The sequence below is a fragment of the Streptomyces aurantiacus JA 4570 genome, assembly GCF_000414115.1.
Taxonomy (GTDB): domain Bacteria; phylum Actinomycetota; class Actinomycetes; order Streptomycetales; family Streptomycetaceae; genus Streptomyces; species Streptomyces aurantiacus_A.
Genome location: NZ_AOPZ01000077.1, coordinates 1 through 16772, shown reverse-complemented (window position 1 = coordinate 16772; position 16772 = coordinate 1). Strand labels below are relative to the sequence as shown.

The window sequence follows — 16772 nt, the reverse complement described above, 5'->3', positions numbered from 1 at the left end:
GGTAGCGGCGGGGCACGAAAACGAAACTCGGCCGCCGCGAGGAGGAATGCCAAGCCCCCCGCCGGGCAGGCGCACCGTACCCCCACGGGAGTGGTCACACCCCCAGGCGGCCGCCACGTCTCCTCTCCCGAGGTGGCGGCCGCACCCGGGGGAGGCCATGTGGGCTGAGCCACACCGCCCTGACGCCCCCGGCGAGAACCGGCGCGATAGCCTGACCGCGGATCTCTCTTGATGCCAAGAGATCGATCATCGAGAGGCGATCGAAGAGGCGTCGGCAGGGGATCCAGCACATGGGGCAGGGACCCCCACCGCCAGCTGTCTTACGGAGATCGCCATGACCCGCACTCCCGTGAATGTCACCGTCACCGGCGCGGCCGGCCAGATCGGCTACGCGCTGCTGTTCCGCATCGCCTCCGGCCACCTGCTCGGCCCGGACGTGCCGGTCAACCTGCGCCTCCTGGAGATCACGCCCGCCCTGAAGGCCGCCGAGGGCACCGCGATGGAGCTCGACGACTGCGCCTTCCCGCTGCTCAAGGGCATCGAGATCAGCGACGACCCGAACGTCGCCTTCGACGGCGCGAACGTCGCCCTCCTCGTCGGCGCCCGCCCCCGCACCAAGGGCATGGAGCGCGGCGACCTCCTGGAGGCCAACGGCGGCATCTTCAAGCCGCAGGGCAAGGCCATCAACGACCACGCCGCGGACGACATCAAGGTCCTCGTCGTGGGCAACCCGGCCAACACCAACGCCCTGATCGCCCAGGCCGCCGCCCCGGACGTACCGGCGGACCGCTTCACCGCGATGACCCGCCTGGACCACAACCGCGCGCTGTCGCAGCTCGCGAAGAAGACCGGCACGTCGGTCTCCGACATCAAGCGCCTCACCATCTGGGGCAACCACTCGGCGACGCAGTACCCGGACATCTTCCACGCGGAGATCGCCGGCAAGAACGCCGCCGAGGTCGTGAACGACGAGCAGTGGCTCGCCGACACGTTCATCCCGACCGTCGCCAAGCGCGGCGCCGCGATCATCGAGGCCCGGGGCGCGTCCTCGGCGGCCTCCGCCGCCAACGCCGCCATCGACCACGTGCACACGTGGGTCAACGGCACGGCCGCCGGCGACTGGACCTCCATGGGCATCCCGTCCGACGGTTCGTACGGCGTCCCGGAGGGCCTCATCTCCTCCTTCCCCGTCACCGCCAAGGACGGCAAGTACGAGATCGTGCAGGGCCTGGAGATCAACGAGTTCTCCCGCGCCCGCATCGACGCCTCTGTCAAGGAGCTCGAGGAGGAGCGCGAGGCGGTCCGCGGCCTCGGCCTCATCTAAGGCACCGTCGGCTAAGGCAAGGCACCGTCGTCCAGGAGCGCTCCTGGACGACCACCAATCGCCCTCCGGCGGCCGCGTACCGCGGTCACCGGAGGGCGATTCGGGTCCCGGGCAACTTCCTCCGGCATTTTCTTTCGGGGGACAGCCGCCGCATTCCCAGGACACCCACCGCCCGCTCCGCATAACTTGCGCCGCATGCGAGCCGATCCACCCCGGCGGCGGCCCCGCCCGGAGAAGCCCCGGCACGAGTACGCGGGCACCGACGCCACCCGGCTGCTCTGCGCGGGCGCCCACGTCAGTGCCGCGTTCCGCAGACGCGTCGTCGACGAACTCGTCGGCCACGCCGAGCGCCCCGTGGCGCCGCCGCTCGGCGCCGACGTGCTGCCCGTCCTCGCGCACGCGCTGCGTGCCCGGCGCGACGAGCTGGTGACCGCGCTGCTGCTGCTCACCGTCTGGGCCGGTTTCCTGGCCACGGACGCCGTGATGATCTGGGACGGCCTGGAGGACCGCTCCGGCGGCGACTCGGGGCTGTCCGCCGGCGACATCGCCCTGCTCCCCTTCGGCACCGGCGCGGCCGCCGCCGAAGGCCCGGAGCCCGGCGGCGAGCTTGGCGGCCTCGTGCCGGGCGGCTGGGCGTTGACGTACGCCGTCGTCGTGCTGCTGCTGTGGTGCGCGCGCGTCGTCGGGGGCCGGGACACGGGTGTCGGGGAGCCGCTGCGGCCGGTGCCGCTGCCCGCGCCGCTGGCCTGGCTGCGGCGCCGCTTCGGCTGGCTCCTGACGTACACGGCCTGGTCGACCGCGGTCGTGTACGGGATCGCGGCGCTCGCCGGAATCGCCGACACGCCCTATCCGGTGATCTTCCCGCTGCTCATCGCGGCCGTGGTCTGGCGCCACCAGTTCCTGCGCACGCGGCTGCTGCGCGCCGGGCTCGCCCCGCAGAGCTTCGCCGGGACGCCGCAGCCGCGCCTGCCCGCCTGGTACCGCCGCATCGAGCGGTGCGTACGCCGCGAGCAGCGCGCGTCTCTCACCCTGTACGACGTGAACCGCCCCTTCGTCGGCGCGGGCGCGCCCCGCGAACCCTGGTCGGTCGTCCTGGAGTTGAAGCGCGCCACGACGGGCCCGGCCGACGGGACGGCCGCGCTGAACGGCTCCGGTCCGAACGGCGCGGGCCCGCGCGCCGACGTACCCCGGCAGGGCGGCACCGACACGACCGCCCCGCTCACCGCCCGCGACGTGATCAGGATGATCGAACCCCGCCTGGAGGGTCTGAGCACGGCGGCCGCCGCCACCAGCCGGGACCGGCTGCGGCAGCTGGAGATCGAGGAGTTCGTGTACCTCCCCGCGGGCGCGGGCCGCGACGAGAGCCTCGCCACCGGCGAGGGCACGCGGACGGCCGTCGTGTACGACGACGAGCAGGCCGACCGCCATCTCGACGAGGCGGCCGGCGAAGGCGGCGAGGCCCGGCGGCACTTCCTGCGCATCCGCGTCGGCGCCTGGAACGAACAGGTCGTCGTCTCGCTCCTGGTCCGGGTGCACACCCAGGGCGGCATGCTGGTCCTTGAGGTCGTCCCGCACGTACTCGGGCCCATCAGGCCGGAGTTCCGCCGCGTCGACGCGCTCGTCGCGAGCGAGCCGGCGGGCCCGCTGCGCGACGCCGTCCGCGCCTGCGTCGCCGCCCCGGCCGTGTCCGTGGCCGTCGGGATCACCGCCCTGCGCTGGCTGCCGTCCCTCGGTACGGCGCTGCGCCTGTGGCTCGCCATGCCCGCCACGGACGCGGAGGTGCCCAAGGGCGGGGCCGCCCGCGCCCTGCGCCCCGTCGCCGACGCCCTCCGCGCCCTCTACGCCGTCGGCTCCCGCTTCCTCCCGGAGCCGGACCGCGTCCCCGACGCCCCCCTCGTCTCCCTGCGCCAACTCGCCGCCACCGACAGCCTCTCCCTCTTCCAGGAGATGGACGTCGCCCGCTACACGCGCACCCTCCAGGACCGGATCGGCGAGGGCGTCCGCGACGCGCTGGAGGCGGGCGGGTACCGCACCGACCGCTTCGAGCAGCACATCACGCAGATCAACAACAGCGGGGTCTACATCAAGGAGATGTCCGGCGGCGCGCTCGCCACCGGCACGTACGGCCGGGCCACGCACACGGAGAAGACCCTCGCGTGAGCGCCGTACATCGGCAACGGACGGAAGGAACACCCATGAGCAGCGACGACCGGCCCCCGAGCGGCGGCGGAGCACACGTACAGATCAACGCGGTCCACGGCGGTTCCCTCGCCTTCGGCGACCACGGCACGGCCGAGTCCACCAACTTCACGACGGTGGTCGCCGACCGGGCCCACGGCGATCTCCTGACCGCCGTCCGTGCCCTGCGCAGCGAGCTGAGCGCGGGTGAGCGCACGGCTGCCGAGGGAGAGGTCGTGGCCCAACTGGACGAGATCGAGGGCGAGATCACCCGCACCGGCCGCAGCAGCCGCGGCCTCCTGGTCCGGGTGCGCGACCGCCTCGCGGAGAACGCGCCCGCCACCGCGACGGCCGCGGCGGTGGCGACCGTCGTCCAGGCCATCGCCGAGGTCCTGGCTTGAGGGCGGACGGGCCGGGCAGGGCAGGAAGGAGCGGCGGTCGGTGGTGCGGATCTACGACAGGGACCGGCAGGAGTGGGTCGGGCGGGAGCGCGAGCGGGAGATCGCGGCGCTGCACGACCGGGACGCCGCGCGGCAGCGCGCGGCCCGGCGGGCCGCCGTCGCGGTGCTCGCGGTGTGCGGGCTCGCCTTCGGCACCTGGGCGCTCGGCTGGAAGGACGAGCCGAAGCCGGCGGCGTACCTGACGGAGCGGCAGCCCGCGCGGAGCCCCGGCACGGACGTGGGGGCGTCCGGCACGGAGGACGCCGCGCCGCCTTCCCCGGAGGGCGGGCCGCCGCCCGGCTACGAGTCGGTCACCGACGACGAGGGGTTCCGGCTCGCCGTGCCGCGCGGCTGGACCCGCACCGGCGAGGGCGGCGTCAACGGCATCACCGTCGTCAACTACCACAGTTTCGACGGCACTCGGCGGCTTCAGGTGTACGAGGTGAGCGAGCCTACGCCGTACGGCTCGCTGCGGACGTTCCTGGACGACGCCGAGGTCCCCAAGTCGGCCGGCTTCCGAAAGCTCTCGCTGAGCCGCCTCGACGACGGTCCGCGTCCCGCCGCCCGCCTCACGTACCTCACCGACCTCGCCGGCGGGGCCGGTGACGCGCCGGACGTCGGCACCTGGCATGTCGTCGACCACCGCTTCGAGGCGGCCGACGGCAAGCGGTACGCCGTTGCGGCGTACGGTCCGGAGGCGGACGGGAGGCAGGACGAGCGGGAGCTCGTCGCGACGGCCTTGACGTGGTTCTGCCCGGCGTTCACGCACTGCCCCGGGGTGGGTGCGGGCTGAGCCCTGCCGGGGGCTCCGCCCGGAGGTGCGGTGCCTTCCCGCGGGCCGGTGGGGGCTGGTCGCGCAGTTCCCCGCGCCCCTTACGGGGCGCCGGACCTCACGAAGGCCGCTCAGAACGCGGGCCAAGTCCCGCCGCCACCACGCCCGCCGCGACGATCACCACGAGCCCGATCACTCGCAGCGCCACCGCCATCCCGGACGTGAAGTCCGCGGTGCCGCCCGCGTGGCCGGTGCCCGTGTGGGCGGCGAGGACCGTGCCCGTGACGGCCACGCCGAGTGCGGCGCCGATCTCGCGGGCGGAGGTGCCGAGGCCGGAGCCGAGGCCCGCCTGGTGCGGGGGCAGGGAGGTGACGACGCCCATCGTGAGGGCGGGCATGCACAGGCCGGTGCCCGCCGAGATGACCAGGAGCCAGCAGACGTACACCGCGTAGGGCGTGCCCGCGTCCGCCGTGGACGTGGCGAGGAGCCCCGCGCCGATGAGCAGCAGGCCGCCGCCCACCACCGGCCGCGGCGAGCCGGACCAGCGCGCCGCGAGCCGCGGCACGAGCGCCATGCCGACCGTCAGCGGCACGATGGCGAACCCGGCGCGCGCGGCCCCGTACCCCTTCACGTACTGCAGGTACTGCGAGTTGACGTAGAAGAGCGCGAACAGGCCGAAGAAGGCGGCCGCCGAGCCGAGGGCGGCCGCGCGCAGCCGGGCGGAGCGGAAGACGCGCGGGTCGAACAGCGGGGCGCGCGAACGCAGCGCGTGCGCGGTGAAGGCCGCGAGCAGCACGGCGCCGGCGGCGAAGGCGCACAGGATGCGCGGGGCGCCCCAGCCGTACATCGGGCTCTCGATGATGCCGAACAGGACGGCGACGAGACCGGCGGTCAGCAGCAGCGTGCCGATCGGGTCGAGGGAGGGGCCGGAGGCTCCAACCGCCGTGTCCGTACGGGGTGTTGAGCGCGCCACGGCCAGGGCGAGGAGCGCGCCGAGCGGCACCATGACCCAGAACAGCGCGCGCCAGGACAGGTATTCGCCGACGAGGCCGCCGCCGACGTTCCCGGCGAGGCCGCCGAGGCCCATCGCGAGGGTCCAGGACGCGAGGGCGCGGGGCCGCTGTTCGGGCGGCGCGAGGCGCATCAGGATCGACATGGTCGCGGGCATGATCAGCGCGGCCCCGGCGCCGGAGACGCCGCGGCCCGCGATGAGCAGGGCGGGGGAGCCGGCGAGCGCGCTCACCGTGGCGCCCGCGGCGAACAGGCCGAGCCCGGTGAGCAGCGCGCCCTTGCGGCCGTAGCGGTCACCGAGCGCGCCCGCCGGGATGAGCAGGCCCGCGAACACGATGACGTACGCGTCGACGGTCCACAGGATCTCGCTCGCGGACGGACGCAGGCCGGACGAACCGAGCTGCGGGATCAGGAGATTGATGGCGGCGACCATGCTCTGCGCGACCATCACACAGGCGCACAGCACGACGAGGGTCGACCGTTTCAGGACGGCCGGGGGCTCGGGCGCCGCCGACGGGTCGGACGCGTCCGGCGCGGCGGGGCCCGGTGAGGCGGCGTTCGGTGCGGCCGGGCCCGGTGAGGCGGGGACCGGTGCGGGGGCAGGCGAAGGCAAGGCTCCTCCTCGGGAGCGGTGTGGCGTGGGATGTACCGCCACCGTAGGCTCGCCCGGTACCTGCTTTCCAGTGCAACTTCTGCAAGGGATGATTGTGTGTGACGCAAGTGGAACGTCCGGGGGACACCGCAGGGCTCGACCTGAACCTGCTCCTCGCGCTCGACGTCCTGCTCGACGAGCGCAGCGTGCGCGGCGCCGCCCGCCGCCTGCACCTGTCCGAGCCCGCGATGAGCCGCACGCTCGGCCGCGTCCGCAAGGCGCTGGGCGACCCGGTCCTGGTGCGGGCGGGCCGCCACATGGTGCCGACGCCGTACGCGCTCGCGGTGCAGGCGGAGGTGGGCGCGGTGGTGGAGCGGGCGCGGGCGGTGTTCGCCGGTCCCGGCGCCCAGGACCTGCGGGCCCTCTCGCGCACGCTCACGCTCGTCGGCAACGACGCGCTCGCCGCTGCGTACGCGCCCGCCCTGTTCGCCCGCGTGGCGGCGGAGGCGCCGGGGATCCGGCTGCGCTTCCTGTCCGAGAGCCATCTGGACGCGCCGGTGCTGCGCGAGGGCGTCGCCGACCTGGAGGTCGGCGTGATCGACACGGTCGCGCCCGAGGTGCGGGTCGAGCACCTCTTCGACGACGTGATGGTCGGGGTCGTACGCCCCGGACATCCGCTGCTGCGGGGCGAGTTGACGCCGAAGCGGTTCGCCGCCGCCGACCATCTGACGGTCTCGCGGAAGGGGCGCCTGGCCGGTCCGGTCGACGCCGCCCTGGCCGAACTCGGCCTGCGCCGCCGGGTCGTGGGCAACGTGGGGACGTACCCCTCCGGCCTCTTCATCGTCCTGCGGACCGACCTGGTCGGCCTGAGCATGTCCTGGGCCCGCCCGCTGATGGACCCCCTCGGCCTGGTCACCTTCCCCGTCCCGCTGGAGCTGCCGCCGCTCAGGATCGGCATGGCCTGGCATCCCCGGCACGACGCGGATCCGGCACACGCGTGGCTGCGGGGGTGCGTGCGGGAGCTGGTCGCGGCGCCACAGGGGTGAGGCGGTGAGGGTGTCCGACAACCGCCGTTCCCGGGCGACAACTGGTGGTTGTTCCCTACGGTGAGGGGGTGGGCACCCGGACGCCCCGCTCCCCGACGTACCGGGCCTGCGCAGCATCCCCCTCCACGAGCCGACACCCCTGTACGCGTGGTCCCTCGTCCTCCCGAAGGCCGCGCAGGACCCCGCCCCCCGATCGGCCGAACTCCTGCGCACCTGCGCCACCCTGGCGGCCGCCCACCGCTGGCTGGAACACGACCCCACCCGGGACTGGCTCCCGGACTGACCCCGCCGCGGGCGAAGCCACCCCGGGCTGTTGCTGAACCACTCTCGAATGTAGTACTTCTTATACATGAGCGAGCAAGTCCACAACAGACTGGCGATGGTGCGCGCCGAGCGGAAGGTGTCGCGGCAGAGCCTCGCCGCGGCCGTGGGCGTGCATTACCAGACCATCGGCTACATCGAGCGGGGGCAGTACAACCCGAGCCTCGACCTCGCGTTGAAGATCGCGAAGTTCTTCGGGCTGCCCGTAGAGGCGCTGTTCTCGCTGGAGCCGTTCCAGCCGCTCACGGATCAGGTGTACGGGCACGGGAGGGACAGTTAAGTCATGGCGCAGCAGGAGCAGTTGAGCGCGTACGACCAGCGGATGTACGCCCTGATGAACCGGAACGAAGGCGCGCCGCTGTACCGCACCGCGGCCCGTCGCCGCGCCCTGGTCGCCGCGCACGTCGTGCTGACCGTCGCCTCCGTCGCGGCCTGGCTCGCCACGGTCGTGGGGCAGCAGATGTGGGCCACCTGGGTGATGCTCGCGCTGCTGGTGCCGTGGTGCGCCGCGACGGGGGTCATCAACGGCGCCACCCGCGGCCTGTTGGAGCTGCGTTCCCGCGCCCTGGACGAGCGGCAGCGGGCCGAGCGCGACCGGGTGAAGGCCCGCGCCCACCGGATCGTGACCTGGCTGCTGCTCGCGACGGTCGTGGGCACGGGCGTCGCCCAGCTCTCCGGCGTGGACGTCAAGGCGCTGGTGTTCCAGGTGACGCTCAGCGTCTTCGTCGTCCACTGGCTGATGCCGATGTGGGTGGCGGGCCTGTCCGCGCGGGACGAGCCCGGGCCCGAAGGATCCGAGGACGAGTAGCCGCCTCACCGGGGCGCGGGCCGGCCCGCGCCCCGCGTCACCGCGTCACGTCTGCCGCAGCTCCTCCTGGAGCTTGTTCATGTCCACCGACTCGGAGGCCGGCGGCGTCTTCGTCGGCACCGGCTTGTCGTAGTCGGTGAGCGTCGTCGTCTTGTCGGTGCCCGTGCTCTTCTCCGTGGCGCGGATCAGGTAGGGCCTGCCCTCGGCGGCGACGTACAGCGTCGTGTCGTTGCCGTCGTCGTCCTTGCCGGTGAGGGGGACCACCCGGGTGCCGTCGACCGTCGTGACCTTGCCCTTCTTCAGGTCCTTCGCGTCGTCGCCGTCGGAGTCGTCGCTCACGCTCTTCTGGAGCTCCTTGAGGTCGCAGACCTCCGCCAGCCCCTTGAGCATGTCGTCGTTCGTGCTGCCGTGGATGTAGCGGCCCTTGAACAGCTCGGCCGCCGCCGCGCCCTGGCCGCCGGGGACCTGGTTCTTCCAGAACTTGTCGTCCGGCTTCATCCACACCTTGTCGCCCCGCTTGATCAGCTCCGCCGAGCCGCCGGTGCCGCCGAACCTCAGGGTGCCGGCGCAGTTGCCGTCGCGGTCGAGCGCCAGGTCCATGGCCGCCGGATCGTCCTTCTCGACGTCGCGGCTCTTGTCCGACAGCGTGAGATGGACAGACTTGGCGTCGAGCAGTTCCTGTTTCGCCCTGTCGGAGATCTCCCGGGCGCTCTGGTCCGCCGTGCCGTCCTTCTTGCCGCCCTTGTCGCCCTTGCCGCCGTCGTCGTCGGAACAGGCGGGGACGAGCAGCGCAAGCGCGGCGGCTCCGCAGACCGCCCCTGCGGTTCGCAGTCGCATACGGGACAATGTGCTCATAGCGTCACCTCCGGTGACAGAACGTGCTTCGAGCGTACGTTTCACCTCGCATACCCGCACACGCAGTGACACGGAGCACTTTCGGCCATCGAATAGGCATGCTTTTCCGGGCCGGGGGCAGGTGCTCCCGGCTACCACGGGTGATCAGGTGGGGCAATATGCAGAAAATGCCAGGAACGGAAGGCAACAGGGACGTGTCCGCACAACAGACCATCCACGTGGCGGGAGAGTGGCTGAGCGCCGCATCCGGCGCCACCCGCGAGATCATCGACCCCGCGGATGCCAAGCCGTTCGCGATCATCGCCGAGGGCGGCACCGAGGACGCGGACGCCGCCATCGCCGCGGCCCGGAAGGCGTTCGACGAGGGGCCCTGGCCGAGCACGCCGGTCGCCGAGCGCGCCGCGCTGCTGCGCAAGGTCGCCGACCTCCTCGTACGCGACCGGGAGGAGATCGGGCTCCTGGAGAGCCGCGACGCGGGCAAGACCCTCGAAGAGGGCCGCGTCGACGTCGACTGCGTCGCCGACGCCTTCCGCTACTTCGCCGATCTGGTGATCGGCGAAGGTGCCGGACGCGTCGTGGACGCCGGCTCCGACGACATCCACAGCGTCGTCGTGCACGAGCCCATCGGCGTCTGCTCGATGATCACCCCCTGGAACTATCCGCTCCTCCAGGCCAGCTGGAAGATCGCGCCCGCCCTCGCGGCCGGCAACACCTTCGTCATCAAGCCGAGCGAGGTCACGCCGCTGACGACGGTCGCGCTGATCGAGCTGCTCGTGGAGGCGGGCCTGCCCGCCGGTGTCGCCAACATCGTCACCGGCCCCGGCCACACCGTCGGCGCCCGGCTCGCCGACCACCCCGACGTCGACCTGGTCTCCTTCACCGGCGGCCTCGTCTCCGGCACCAAGGTCGCCCAGGCCGCCGCGCTCGGCGTGAAGAAGGTCGCCCTGGAGCTCGGCGGCAAGAACCCCAACGTCGTCTTCGCGGACGCCTGCGCCACCGACGAGGGCTTCGACACGGCCGTCGACCAGGCCCTGAACGCCGCGTTCATCCACAGCGGCCAGGTCTGCTCCGCCGGCGGTCGCCTCATCATCGAGGAGTCGGTGCGCGAGCGCTTCGTCGCCGAACTCGTCCGCCGCGCCGAGAAGATCAAGCTCGGCCGGGGCACCGAGGACGGCGTCGAGTGCGGCCCGCTCGTCTCGCAGCAGCAGCGCGAGAAGACCGAGATGTACGTGGCCTCCGCGCTGGAGGAGGGCGCGGTGCTGCGCTGCGGCGGCAAGCGCCCCGAGCCGAGCGACGTGCGCCCGGCCACCGGCTACTTCTACGAGCCGACCGTCCTCGACCAGTGCCACCGCGAGATGAAGGTCGTCCGCGAGGAGGTCTTCGGCCCGGTCCTGAGCGTCGAGACGTTCCGCACCGAGGACGAGGCCGTCGCCCTCGCCAACGACACCGAGTACGGCCTCGCGGGCGCCGTGTGGACCACCGACTCGGGCCGCGCCCGCCGCATGGCCCGCCGGATGCGCCACGGCACCATCTGGATCAACGACTTCCACCCCTACCTGCCGCAGGCCGAGTGGGGCGGCTTCGGCAAGAGCGGCGTCGGCCGCGAGCTGGGCCCGGCGGGACTCGCCGAGTACCGCGAGGCCAAGCACGTCTACGAGAACCTCGCGCCGCAGCCCGTCCGCTGGTTCGCGGGCTGAGCCGCCCGTCCCCTTACGCGTCAGCACCTTGCAGACCTCGCAGGAAGAGGAGCAGTTCCCCCATGGCTGAAACGAACGAGTACGACTACGTCATTGTCGGCGGTGGCACCGCGGGGTCGGTGATCGCCTCCCGGCTCACCGAGAACCCGGACGTCACCGTCGCCGTCATCGAGGGCGGCCCCAGCGACATCGACCGGGACGACGTCCTGACGCTGCGCCGCTGGCTCGGCCTGCTCGGCGGCGAGCTCGACTACGGCTACACCACGACCGAGCAGCCGCGCGGCAACTCGCACATCCTGCACAGCCGCGCCAAGGTCCTGGGTGGCTGCTCCTCGCACAACACCCTGATCTCCTTCAAGCCGCTGCCGTCCGACTGGGACGAGTGGGAGGAGGCGGGCGCCACCGGCTGGAACGCCAAGACGATGGACCCCTTCTACGGCAAGCTGCGCAACAACGTCGTGCGCGTCGCCAAGAAGGACCAGAACCAGATCGCCACCGACTGGGTCGAGGCCACCAAGACGGCGCTCGGCGTCCCCGAGGTCGTCGGCTTCAACGACAAGCCCTTCGAGGAGGGCGTCGGCTTCTTCGACCTCGCGTACCACCCGGAGAACAACAAGCGCTCCTCGGCGTCCGTCGCCTACCTCCACCCCCACATGGAGGCCGGCGACCGCCCGAACCTCCACCTCTTCCTGGAGACGTGGGCGTACAAGCTGGAGCTCGACGGCAAGACCGCCCGCGGTGTGCACGTGCGCACCAAGGACGGCGCCGAGAAGCTCCTGACCGCCCGCCGCGAGGTGCTGGTGTGCGCGGGCGCCGTCGACACGCCCCGCCTGCTCATGCACTCCGGCATCGGCCCGAAGAAGGACCTCGAAGCCCTCGGCATCCCGGTCGTGCACGACCTGCCGGGCGTCGGCGAGAACCTCATCGACCACCCGGAGTCGGTCATCGTCTGGGAGACCAACGGGCCCATCCCCGGCAACTCCGCGATGGACTCCGACGCGGGCCTGTTCGTGAAGCGGGACCCGGACCACAAGGGCCCGGACCTGATGTTCCACTTCTACCAGATCCCGTTCACCGACAACCCGGAGCGGCTCGGCTACGAACGCCCCGAGCACGGTGTGTCGATGACCCCGAACATCCCCAAGTCCCGCGCCCGCGGCCGCCTTTACCTCACGTCGGCGGACCCCGAGGTGAAGCCCGCCCTGGACTTCAAGTACTTCGAGTACGACGAGAACGGCGTCGACTACGACGGCCAGACCCTGGTCGACGGCATCAAGCTGGCGCGCAAGGTCGCGCAGGCCGAGCCGTTCAAGAAGTGGCTCAAGCGCGAGGTCTTCCCCGGCCCGCACGTCACCGACGACGCCGAGATCAGCGAGCTCGTACGCAAGGCCGCGCACACCGTCTACCACCCGGCCGGCACCTGCCGAATGGGTGCTTCCGGTGATGAACTCGCCGTGGTCGACCCGGAGTTGAAGATCCGGGGCCTGCAAGGAATCCGTATCGCGGACGCATCCGTCTTCCCGACGATGCCCGCCGTGAACCCGATGATCGGAGTGCTCATGGTCGGGGAGAAATGTGCCGAGATCCTGGAAACCGCGACCCGGGGAGGTGACGGCCGATGAGCGAGGCCGCCACCACTGACACCGCCACCGCGGCGGACGCGTCCACGGACGCCGTCTTCGCCGTCAACAACCTGTGGAAGGTGTTCGGCCCCAAGGCCGAACGCGTCCCGGGCGATGCAGAGCTGACCTCCCTGGACCCCGCCGAGCTGCGCGAGCGCACCGGCTGCACCGCCGCCGTGCGCGATGTGTCCTTCGAGGTGAAGAAGGGCGAGGTCTTCGTCGTCATGGGCCTGTCGGGCTCCGGCAAGTCCACGCTCGTGCGCTGTCTGACCCGCCTCATCGAGCCGACGTCCGGCGCGATCGAGATCGACGGCGAGGACGTCCTCGCCATGGACAAGAACCGGCTGCGCGAACTGCGCCGGCACCGCGCGTCCATGGTCTTCCAGCACTTCGGCCTGCTCCCGCACCGCAGCGTCCTCGACAACGTCGCGTACGGCCTGGAGATCCAGGGCGTCGCGCGCGCCGAGCGGCGCGAGAAGGCCATGAAGGTCATCGAGAAGGTCGGCCTGGAGGGCCTGGAGCTGCGCAAGCCCGGTCAGCTCTCCGGCGGCCAGCAGCAGCGCGTCGGCCTCGCCCGCGCGCTCGCCGTCGACCCCGAGGTCCTGCTCTTCGACGAGCCGTTCAGCGCCCTCGACCCGCTGATCCGCCGCGACATGCAGGAAGAGGTCGTCCGCCTGCACCGCGAAGAGGGCCGCACCATGGTCTTCATCACGCACGACCTCAGCGAGGCCCTGAAGCTCGGCGACCGCATCGCGCTGATGCGCGACGGCCGCGTCGTGCAGCTCGGCACGCCCGAGGAGATCGTGGGCTCGCCCGCCGACGAATACGTACGCGACTTCGTCCGGGACGTGCCGCGCGAGCAGGTCATGACCTGCCGCAGCGCCATGCGGCCCGTGGACTCCGACGCCGACGAGGACACCAAGGGCCCGGCGATCGCGCCGGACGCGACGGTGTCCGAGGCCATCGAGGCCGTGGCCCGCACCGGCTACCCGGCGCGCGTGATGGACGCCGGGCGGTGCCTGGGCGTCGTCGGCCACGAGCAGCTGATCGGCGTGGTGGCGGGCATGCCGCCCAAGGGCCAGAACCCCGGCAGGGCACGTCCGGACATACGTAAAGAGGTAACCGGCGAGGTGGCTTCCTGATGGCCACCGCCACCGCCTCCGGCCCCGCGCGAGATACGGGAATCGGCGTCCTGCTGCGGCGCCGCGCCGTCGTCAAGCTCCTGCTGCTCGCCGTCGTCGCGGCCGTCGCCGTACCGATCCTCAACGCCAAGTGGGCCTCCGGCGCCTGGCCGGACGCGCTCACCGTCGATCTGACCGAGCCGCTGGGCAGGACCACCGACTGGATCATCGACAACCGCGACAGCCACTGGCTGTTCACGTACTTCCTCGGGCACATCAGCAACGCCATCGTGCTGTCCGTGCGCGGCGTCTACCTGGTGCTGCTCGCCGCGGGCTGGGCGGGCGTCACCGTCGCCGCCGGCGCGATCGCCTGGCGCGTGGCGGGCCTGCGGCTCGCCGCGATGGCCGTCGCGGCCTTCGGGATCTGCGGGCTGCTCGGCATGTGGGTGCCGACGATGCAGACGCTCGCGCTGATGGTCGTCGCGGTGCTCGCGTCGGTGCTCCTCGGCATGCTGCTCGGCCTCGCCGCCGGACTGAACGACCGGATCTTCCGCATGATGCGCCCGGTCCTGGACACCATGCAGGTGCTCCCGGCCTTCGCGTATCTGCTGCCCGTCGTGCTCGTCTTCGGCATCGGCGTGCCCGCCGCCGTCCTCGCGACGGTCGTGTACTCGGCCCCGCCGATGGCCCGCCTGACGGCCCTCGGCCTGCGCGGCGCCGACGGCGGTGTGATGGAGGCGGTGGCCTCCCTCGGAGCGACCGCCCGCCAGCGCCTGCTGTCCGCGCGCCTGCCGCTGGCCCGCAAGGAGCTTCTGCTCGGCCTCAACCAGACGATCATGATGGCCCTCTCCATGGCCGTCATCGCGTCCGTGATCGGCGCGGGCGGCCTCGGTGATCGCGTCTACCAGGCGCTCGCCTCGGTCGACGTCGGCCAGGCGCTCGCCGCCGGTATCCCCATCGTGCTGCTCGCCGTCGTCCTGGACCGCGTCACCGGCGCGGCGGGCGAACGCCTCGGCGCGCACGCCGACGACAACTCGCCGCTGCGCGGCTGGCGCGGCTGGTCCGTCGCCGGCGCCGTGACCCTGGCCTGCGCCCTCGCGGCCAGGTTCGCGGACCGCCTGGAGTGGCCGACGAGCTGGGTCGTGGGGATCGCCGAGCCGGTGAACACCGCCAAGGACTGGATGGTCGACCACCTGTACACGGACGTGCCTGTGGTCGGCGGCACGGCGGACTGGGCGGCGCACTTCACCACGTACGTCCTCGACCCGGTGCGCGACGGCCTGCAGGGCCTGCCCTGGTGGTCGGTGCTGCTCATCGTGGCGGCGCTCGCCTGGGTGATCGGCACGTGGGAGACCGCGCTCACCGCGGTCCTCGCGATGGCCGCGATCGGCGTCATGGGTGTGTGGAACGCGTCCCTGGACACGCTGTCCCAGGTTCTCGCGGGTGTGGCCGTGACCCTCGTCCTCGGCTTCGCGATCGGCATCGCGGCCTCGCGCAGCCAGCGGCTCGAACGGCTCCTGCGGCCCGTCCTGGACGTCTTCCAGACGATGCCGCAGTTCGTGTACCTGATCCCGGTGGTCGCCCTGTTCGGCGTGGGCCGTGCCCCCGCCGTCGCCGCGGCCGTCGTGTACGCGCTGCCCGCCGTCATCCGCATCACCACGCAGGGCCTGCGCCAGGTCAACCCCAGCGCGATGGAGTCCGCGCGGTCCCTCGGCGCCACCAGCTGGCAGCAGCTGCGCCAGGTCCAGCTGCCGCTGGCCCGCCCCGCGCTGATGCTCGCCCTCAATCAGGGCGTCGTCCTGGTCCTCGCCGTCGTCGTCATCGGCGGCCTGGTCGGCGGTGGCGGGCTCGGCTACGACGTCCTCGCCGGACTCGCGCGCGGTGACCTGGCGACCGGCCTGGTGGGCGGTGTCGCCATCGTCTGCCTCGGCCTGATGCTGGACCGCGTGACGCAGCCGACGGAACGCCGCGCGAAGAAGGGAGCGTGACCATGCGAGTACGTACGCGCATGACCGCCGCTGTCGCGGGCGTGGGCGCCCTGGTCGTCCTCTCCGGCTGCGGCGCCGCCGACATGTCCAAGCAGTCGTCCCCGTACGCGAACGCGGCGGGCGCCAAGACGGTGACCCTGTCCGTGCAGTCCTGGGTGGGCGCGCAGGCCGACGTCGCCGTGGCCGAGTACCTCCTCAAGGAGAAGCTGGGCTACCGCGTCGACAAGGTCCAGATCGACGAGATCCCGGCCTGGGACGCGCTCAGCCAGGGCCGCGTCGACGCGATCATGGAGGACTGGGGCCACCCGGACCAGGAACAGCGCTACATCAAGGACAAGAAGACGATCGTGCCCGGCGGCGACGTCGGCGTGATCGGCCACATCGGCTGGTACGTCCCCACGTACTTCGCCAAGAAGCACCCCGACGTCACCAACTGGAAGAACCTCAACAAGTACGCGAAGGACTTCCGGACGCCGGAGAGCGGCGGCAAGGGCCAGCTGATGGACGGCTCGCCGTCCTACGTCACCAACGACAAGGCCCTCGTCGAGAACCTCGGCCTGGACTACAAGGTCGTCTTCGCGGGCTCCGAGGCGGCGCAGATCACGCAGATCGAGCAGTTCGCCAAGCAGCAGAAGCCGTTCCTCACCTACTGGTACAAGCCCCAGTGGCTCTTCAAGAAGGTGCCCATGACGGAGGTGAAGCTCCCTGCCTACAAGGAGGGCTGCGACGCCGACCCCGCCAAGATCAAGTGTGCCTATCCGCACACGCCGCTCCAGAAGTACCTCAACGCCGACTTCGCCAAGAACGGCGGCAAGGCCGCGGAGTTCCTCAAGAACTTCAAGTGGTCCGAGGCCGACCAGAACGAGGTGTCCCTCCTGATCGCCGACAAGAAGATGTCCCCCGAGGACGCGGCGAAGAAGTGGATCGACTCGAACGAGTCGAAGTGGAAGGCGTGGCTGCCGAAGTAGGCGACGGCCCCGGGGGCTCTGCCCCCGGA

14 protein-coding genes are annotated in these 16772 nt (G+C 72.0%); 12 read left to right on the top strand and 2 right to left on the bottom strand.

Annotated elements, in window-relative coordinates:
* The first annotated feature begins 334 nt into the window (after window positions 1-334).
* The 4 genes from STRAU_RS10810 (at window position 335) to STRAU_RS38960 (ending at window position 4735) form a co-directional block, all read left to right on the top strand.
* Entirely contained in the window at window positions 335-1324 is a 990-nt protein-coding gene (locus STRAU_RS10810) for a malate dehydrogenase (RefSeq protein WP_016640324.1), read from the top strand.
* 195 nt (window positions 1325-1519) lie between these two features.
* Window positions 1520-3484, top strand: a complete 1965-nt coding sequence (locus tag STRAU_RS10805) for a hypothetical protein (protein ID WP_016640323.1) — start codon at window positions 1520-1522, stop codon at window positions 3482-3484.
* Between the two features lie 35 nt (window positions 3485-3519).
* Entirely contained in the window at window positions 3520-3903 is a 384-nt protein-coding gene (locus STRAU_RS10800; RefSeq protein WP_016640322.1) for a hypothetical protein, read from the top strand.
* 40 nt (window positions 3904-3943) lie between these two features.
* Window positions 3944-4735, top strand: coding sequence for a hypothetical protein (locus STRAU_RS38960; protein WP_016640321.1), 792 nt, complete (start codon window positions 3944-3946; stop codon window positions 4733-4735).
* A gap of 97 nt (window positions 4736-4832) precedes the next feature.
* On the opposite strand, the gene STRAU_RS10790 is transcribed toward STRAU_RS38960, so the two are convergent.
* Window positions 4833-6173, bottom strand: a complete 1341-nt coding sequence (locus STRAU_RS10790; protein ID WP_052029040.1) for an MFS transporter — start codon at window positions 6171-6173, stop codon at window positions 4833-4835.
* A gap of 257 nt (window positions 6174-6430) precedes the next feature.
* On the opposite strand from STRAU_RS10790, the gene STRAU_RS10785 reads away from it, so the two are divergent.
* The 3 genes from STRAU_RS10785 (at window position 6431) to STRAU_RS10775 (ending at window position 8492) form a co-directional block, all read left to right on the top strand.
* Complete coding sequence (locus STRAU_RS10785; protein WP_106967881.1) at window positions 6431-7363, top strand: LysR family transcriptional regulator; 933 nt, start codon at window positions 6431-6433, stop codon at window positions 7361-7363.
* A 349-nt stretch (window positions 7364-7712) separates the two neighbouring features.
* Entirely contained in the window at window positions 7713-7964 is a 252-nt protein-coding gene (locus tag STRAU_RS10780) for a helix-turn-helix transcriptional regulator (RefSeq protein WP_037658616.1), read from the top strand.
* Between the two features lie 3 nt (window positions 7965-7967).
* A complete protein-coding gene (locus tag STRAU_RS10775; RefSeq protein WP_016640317.1) occupies window positions 7968-8492 on the top strand; it encodes a hypothetical protein in 525 nt (174 codons plus the stop codon).
* Window positions 8493-8537: 45 nt separating this feature from the next.
* On the opposite strand, the gene STRAU_RS10770 is transcribed toward STRAU_RS10775, so the two are convergent.
* Window positions 8538-9329 carry a hypothetical protein gene (locus STRAU_RS10770; protein ID WP_016640316.1) on the bottom strand — a complete coding sequence of 264 codons (792 nt, stop codon included), beginning with the start codon at window positions 9327-9329 and terminating at the stop codon, window positions 8538-8540.
* Window positions 9330-9514: 185 nt separating this feature from the next.
* Here STRAU_RS10770 and STRAU_RS10765 point away from each other — a divergent pair, with 185 nt between their 5' ends.
* The 5 genes from STRAU_RS10765 (at window position 9515) to STRAU_RS10745 (ending at window position 16743) form a co-directional block, all read left to right on the top strand.
* Entirely contained in the window at window positions 9515-11044 is a 1530-nt protein-coding gene (locus STRAU_RS10765) for an aldehyde dehydrogenase family protein (protein ID WP_203227379.1), read from the top strand.
* Window positions 11045-11106: 62 nt separating this feature from the next.
* The gene (locus tag STRAU_RS10760) at window positions 11107-12666 is read left to right on the top strand and encodes a GMC family oxidoreductase (protein WP_016640315.1); all 1560 of its coding nucleotides are present in this window, start codon (window positions 11107-11109) and stop codon (window positions 12664-12666) included.
* Window positions 12663-13808: a quaternary amine ABC transporter ATP-binding protein gene (locus STRAU_RS10755; protein ID WP_016640313.1), complete on the top strand. Its 1146-nt coding sequence runs from the start codon at window positions 12663-12665 to the stop codon at window positions 13806-13808. The genes STRAU_RS10760 and STRAU_RS10755 overlap by 4 nt, the downstream gene beginning before the upstream one ends.
* Window positions 13808-15775 (top strand): ABC transporter permease, encoded by a 1968-nt coding sequence (locus STRAU_RS10750; RefSeq protein WP_016640312.1) that lies wholly within the window; start codon window positions 13808-13810, stop codon window positions 15773-15775. The genes STRAU_RS10755 and STRAU_RS10750 overlap by 1 nt, the downstream gene beginning before the upstream one ends.
* A 2-nt stretch (window positions 15776-15777) precedes the next feature.
* Window positions 15778-16743 (top strand): ABC transporter substrate-binding protein, encoded by a 966-nt coding sequence (locus STRAU_RS10745; protein WP_037658611.1) that lies wholly within the window; start codon window positions 15778-15780, stop codon window positions 16741-16743.
* Window positions 16744-16772: the final 29 nt, after the last annotated feature.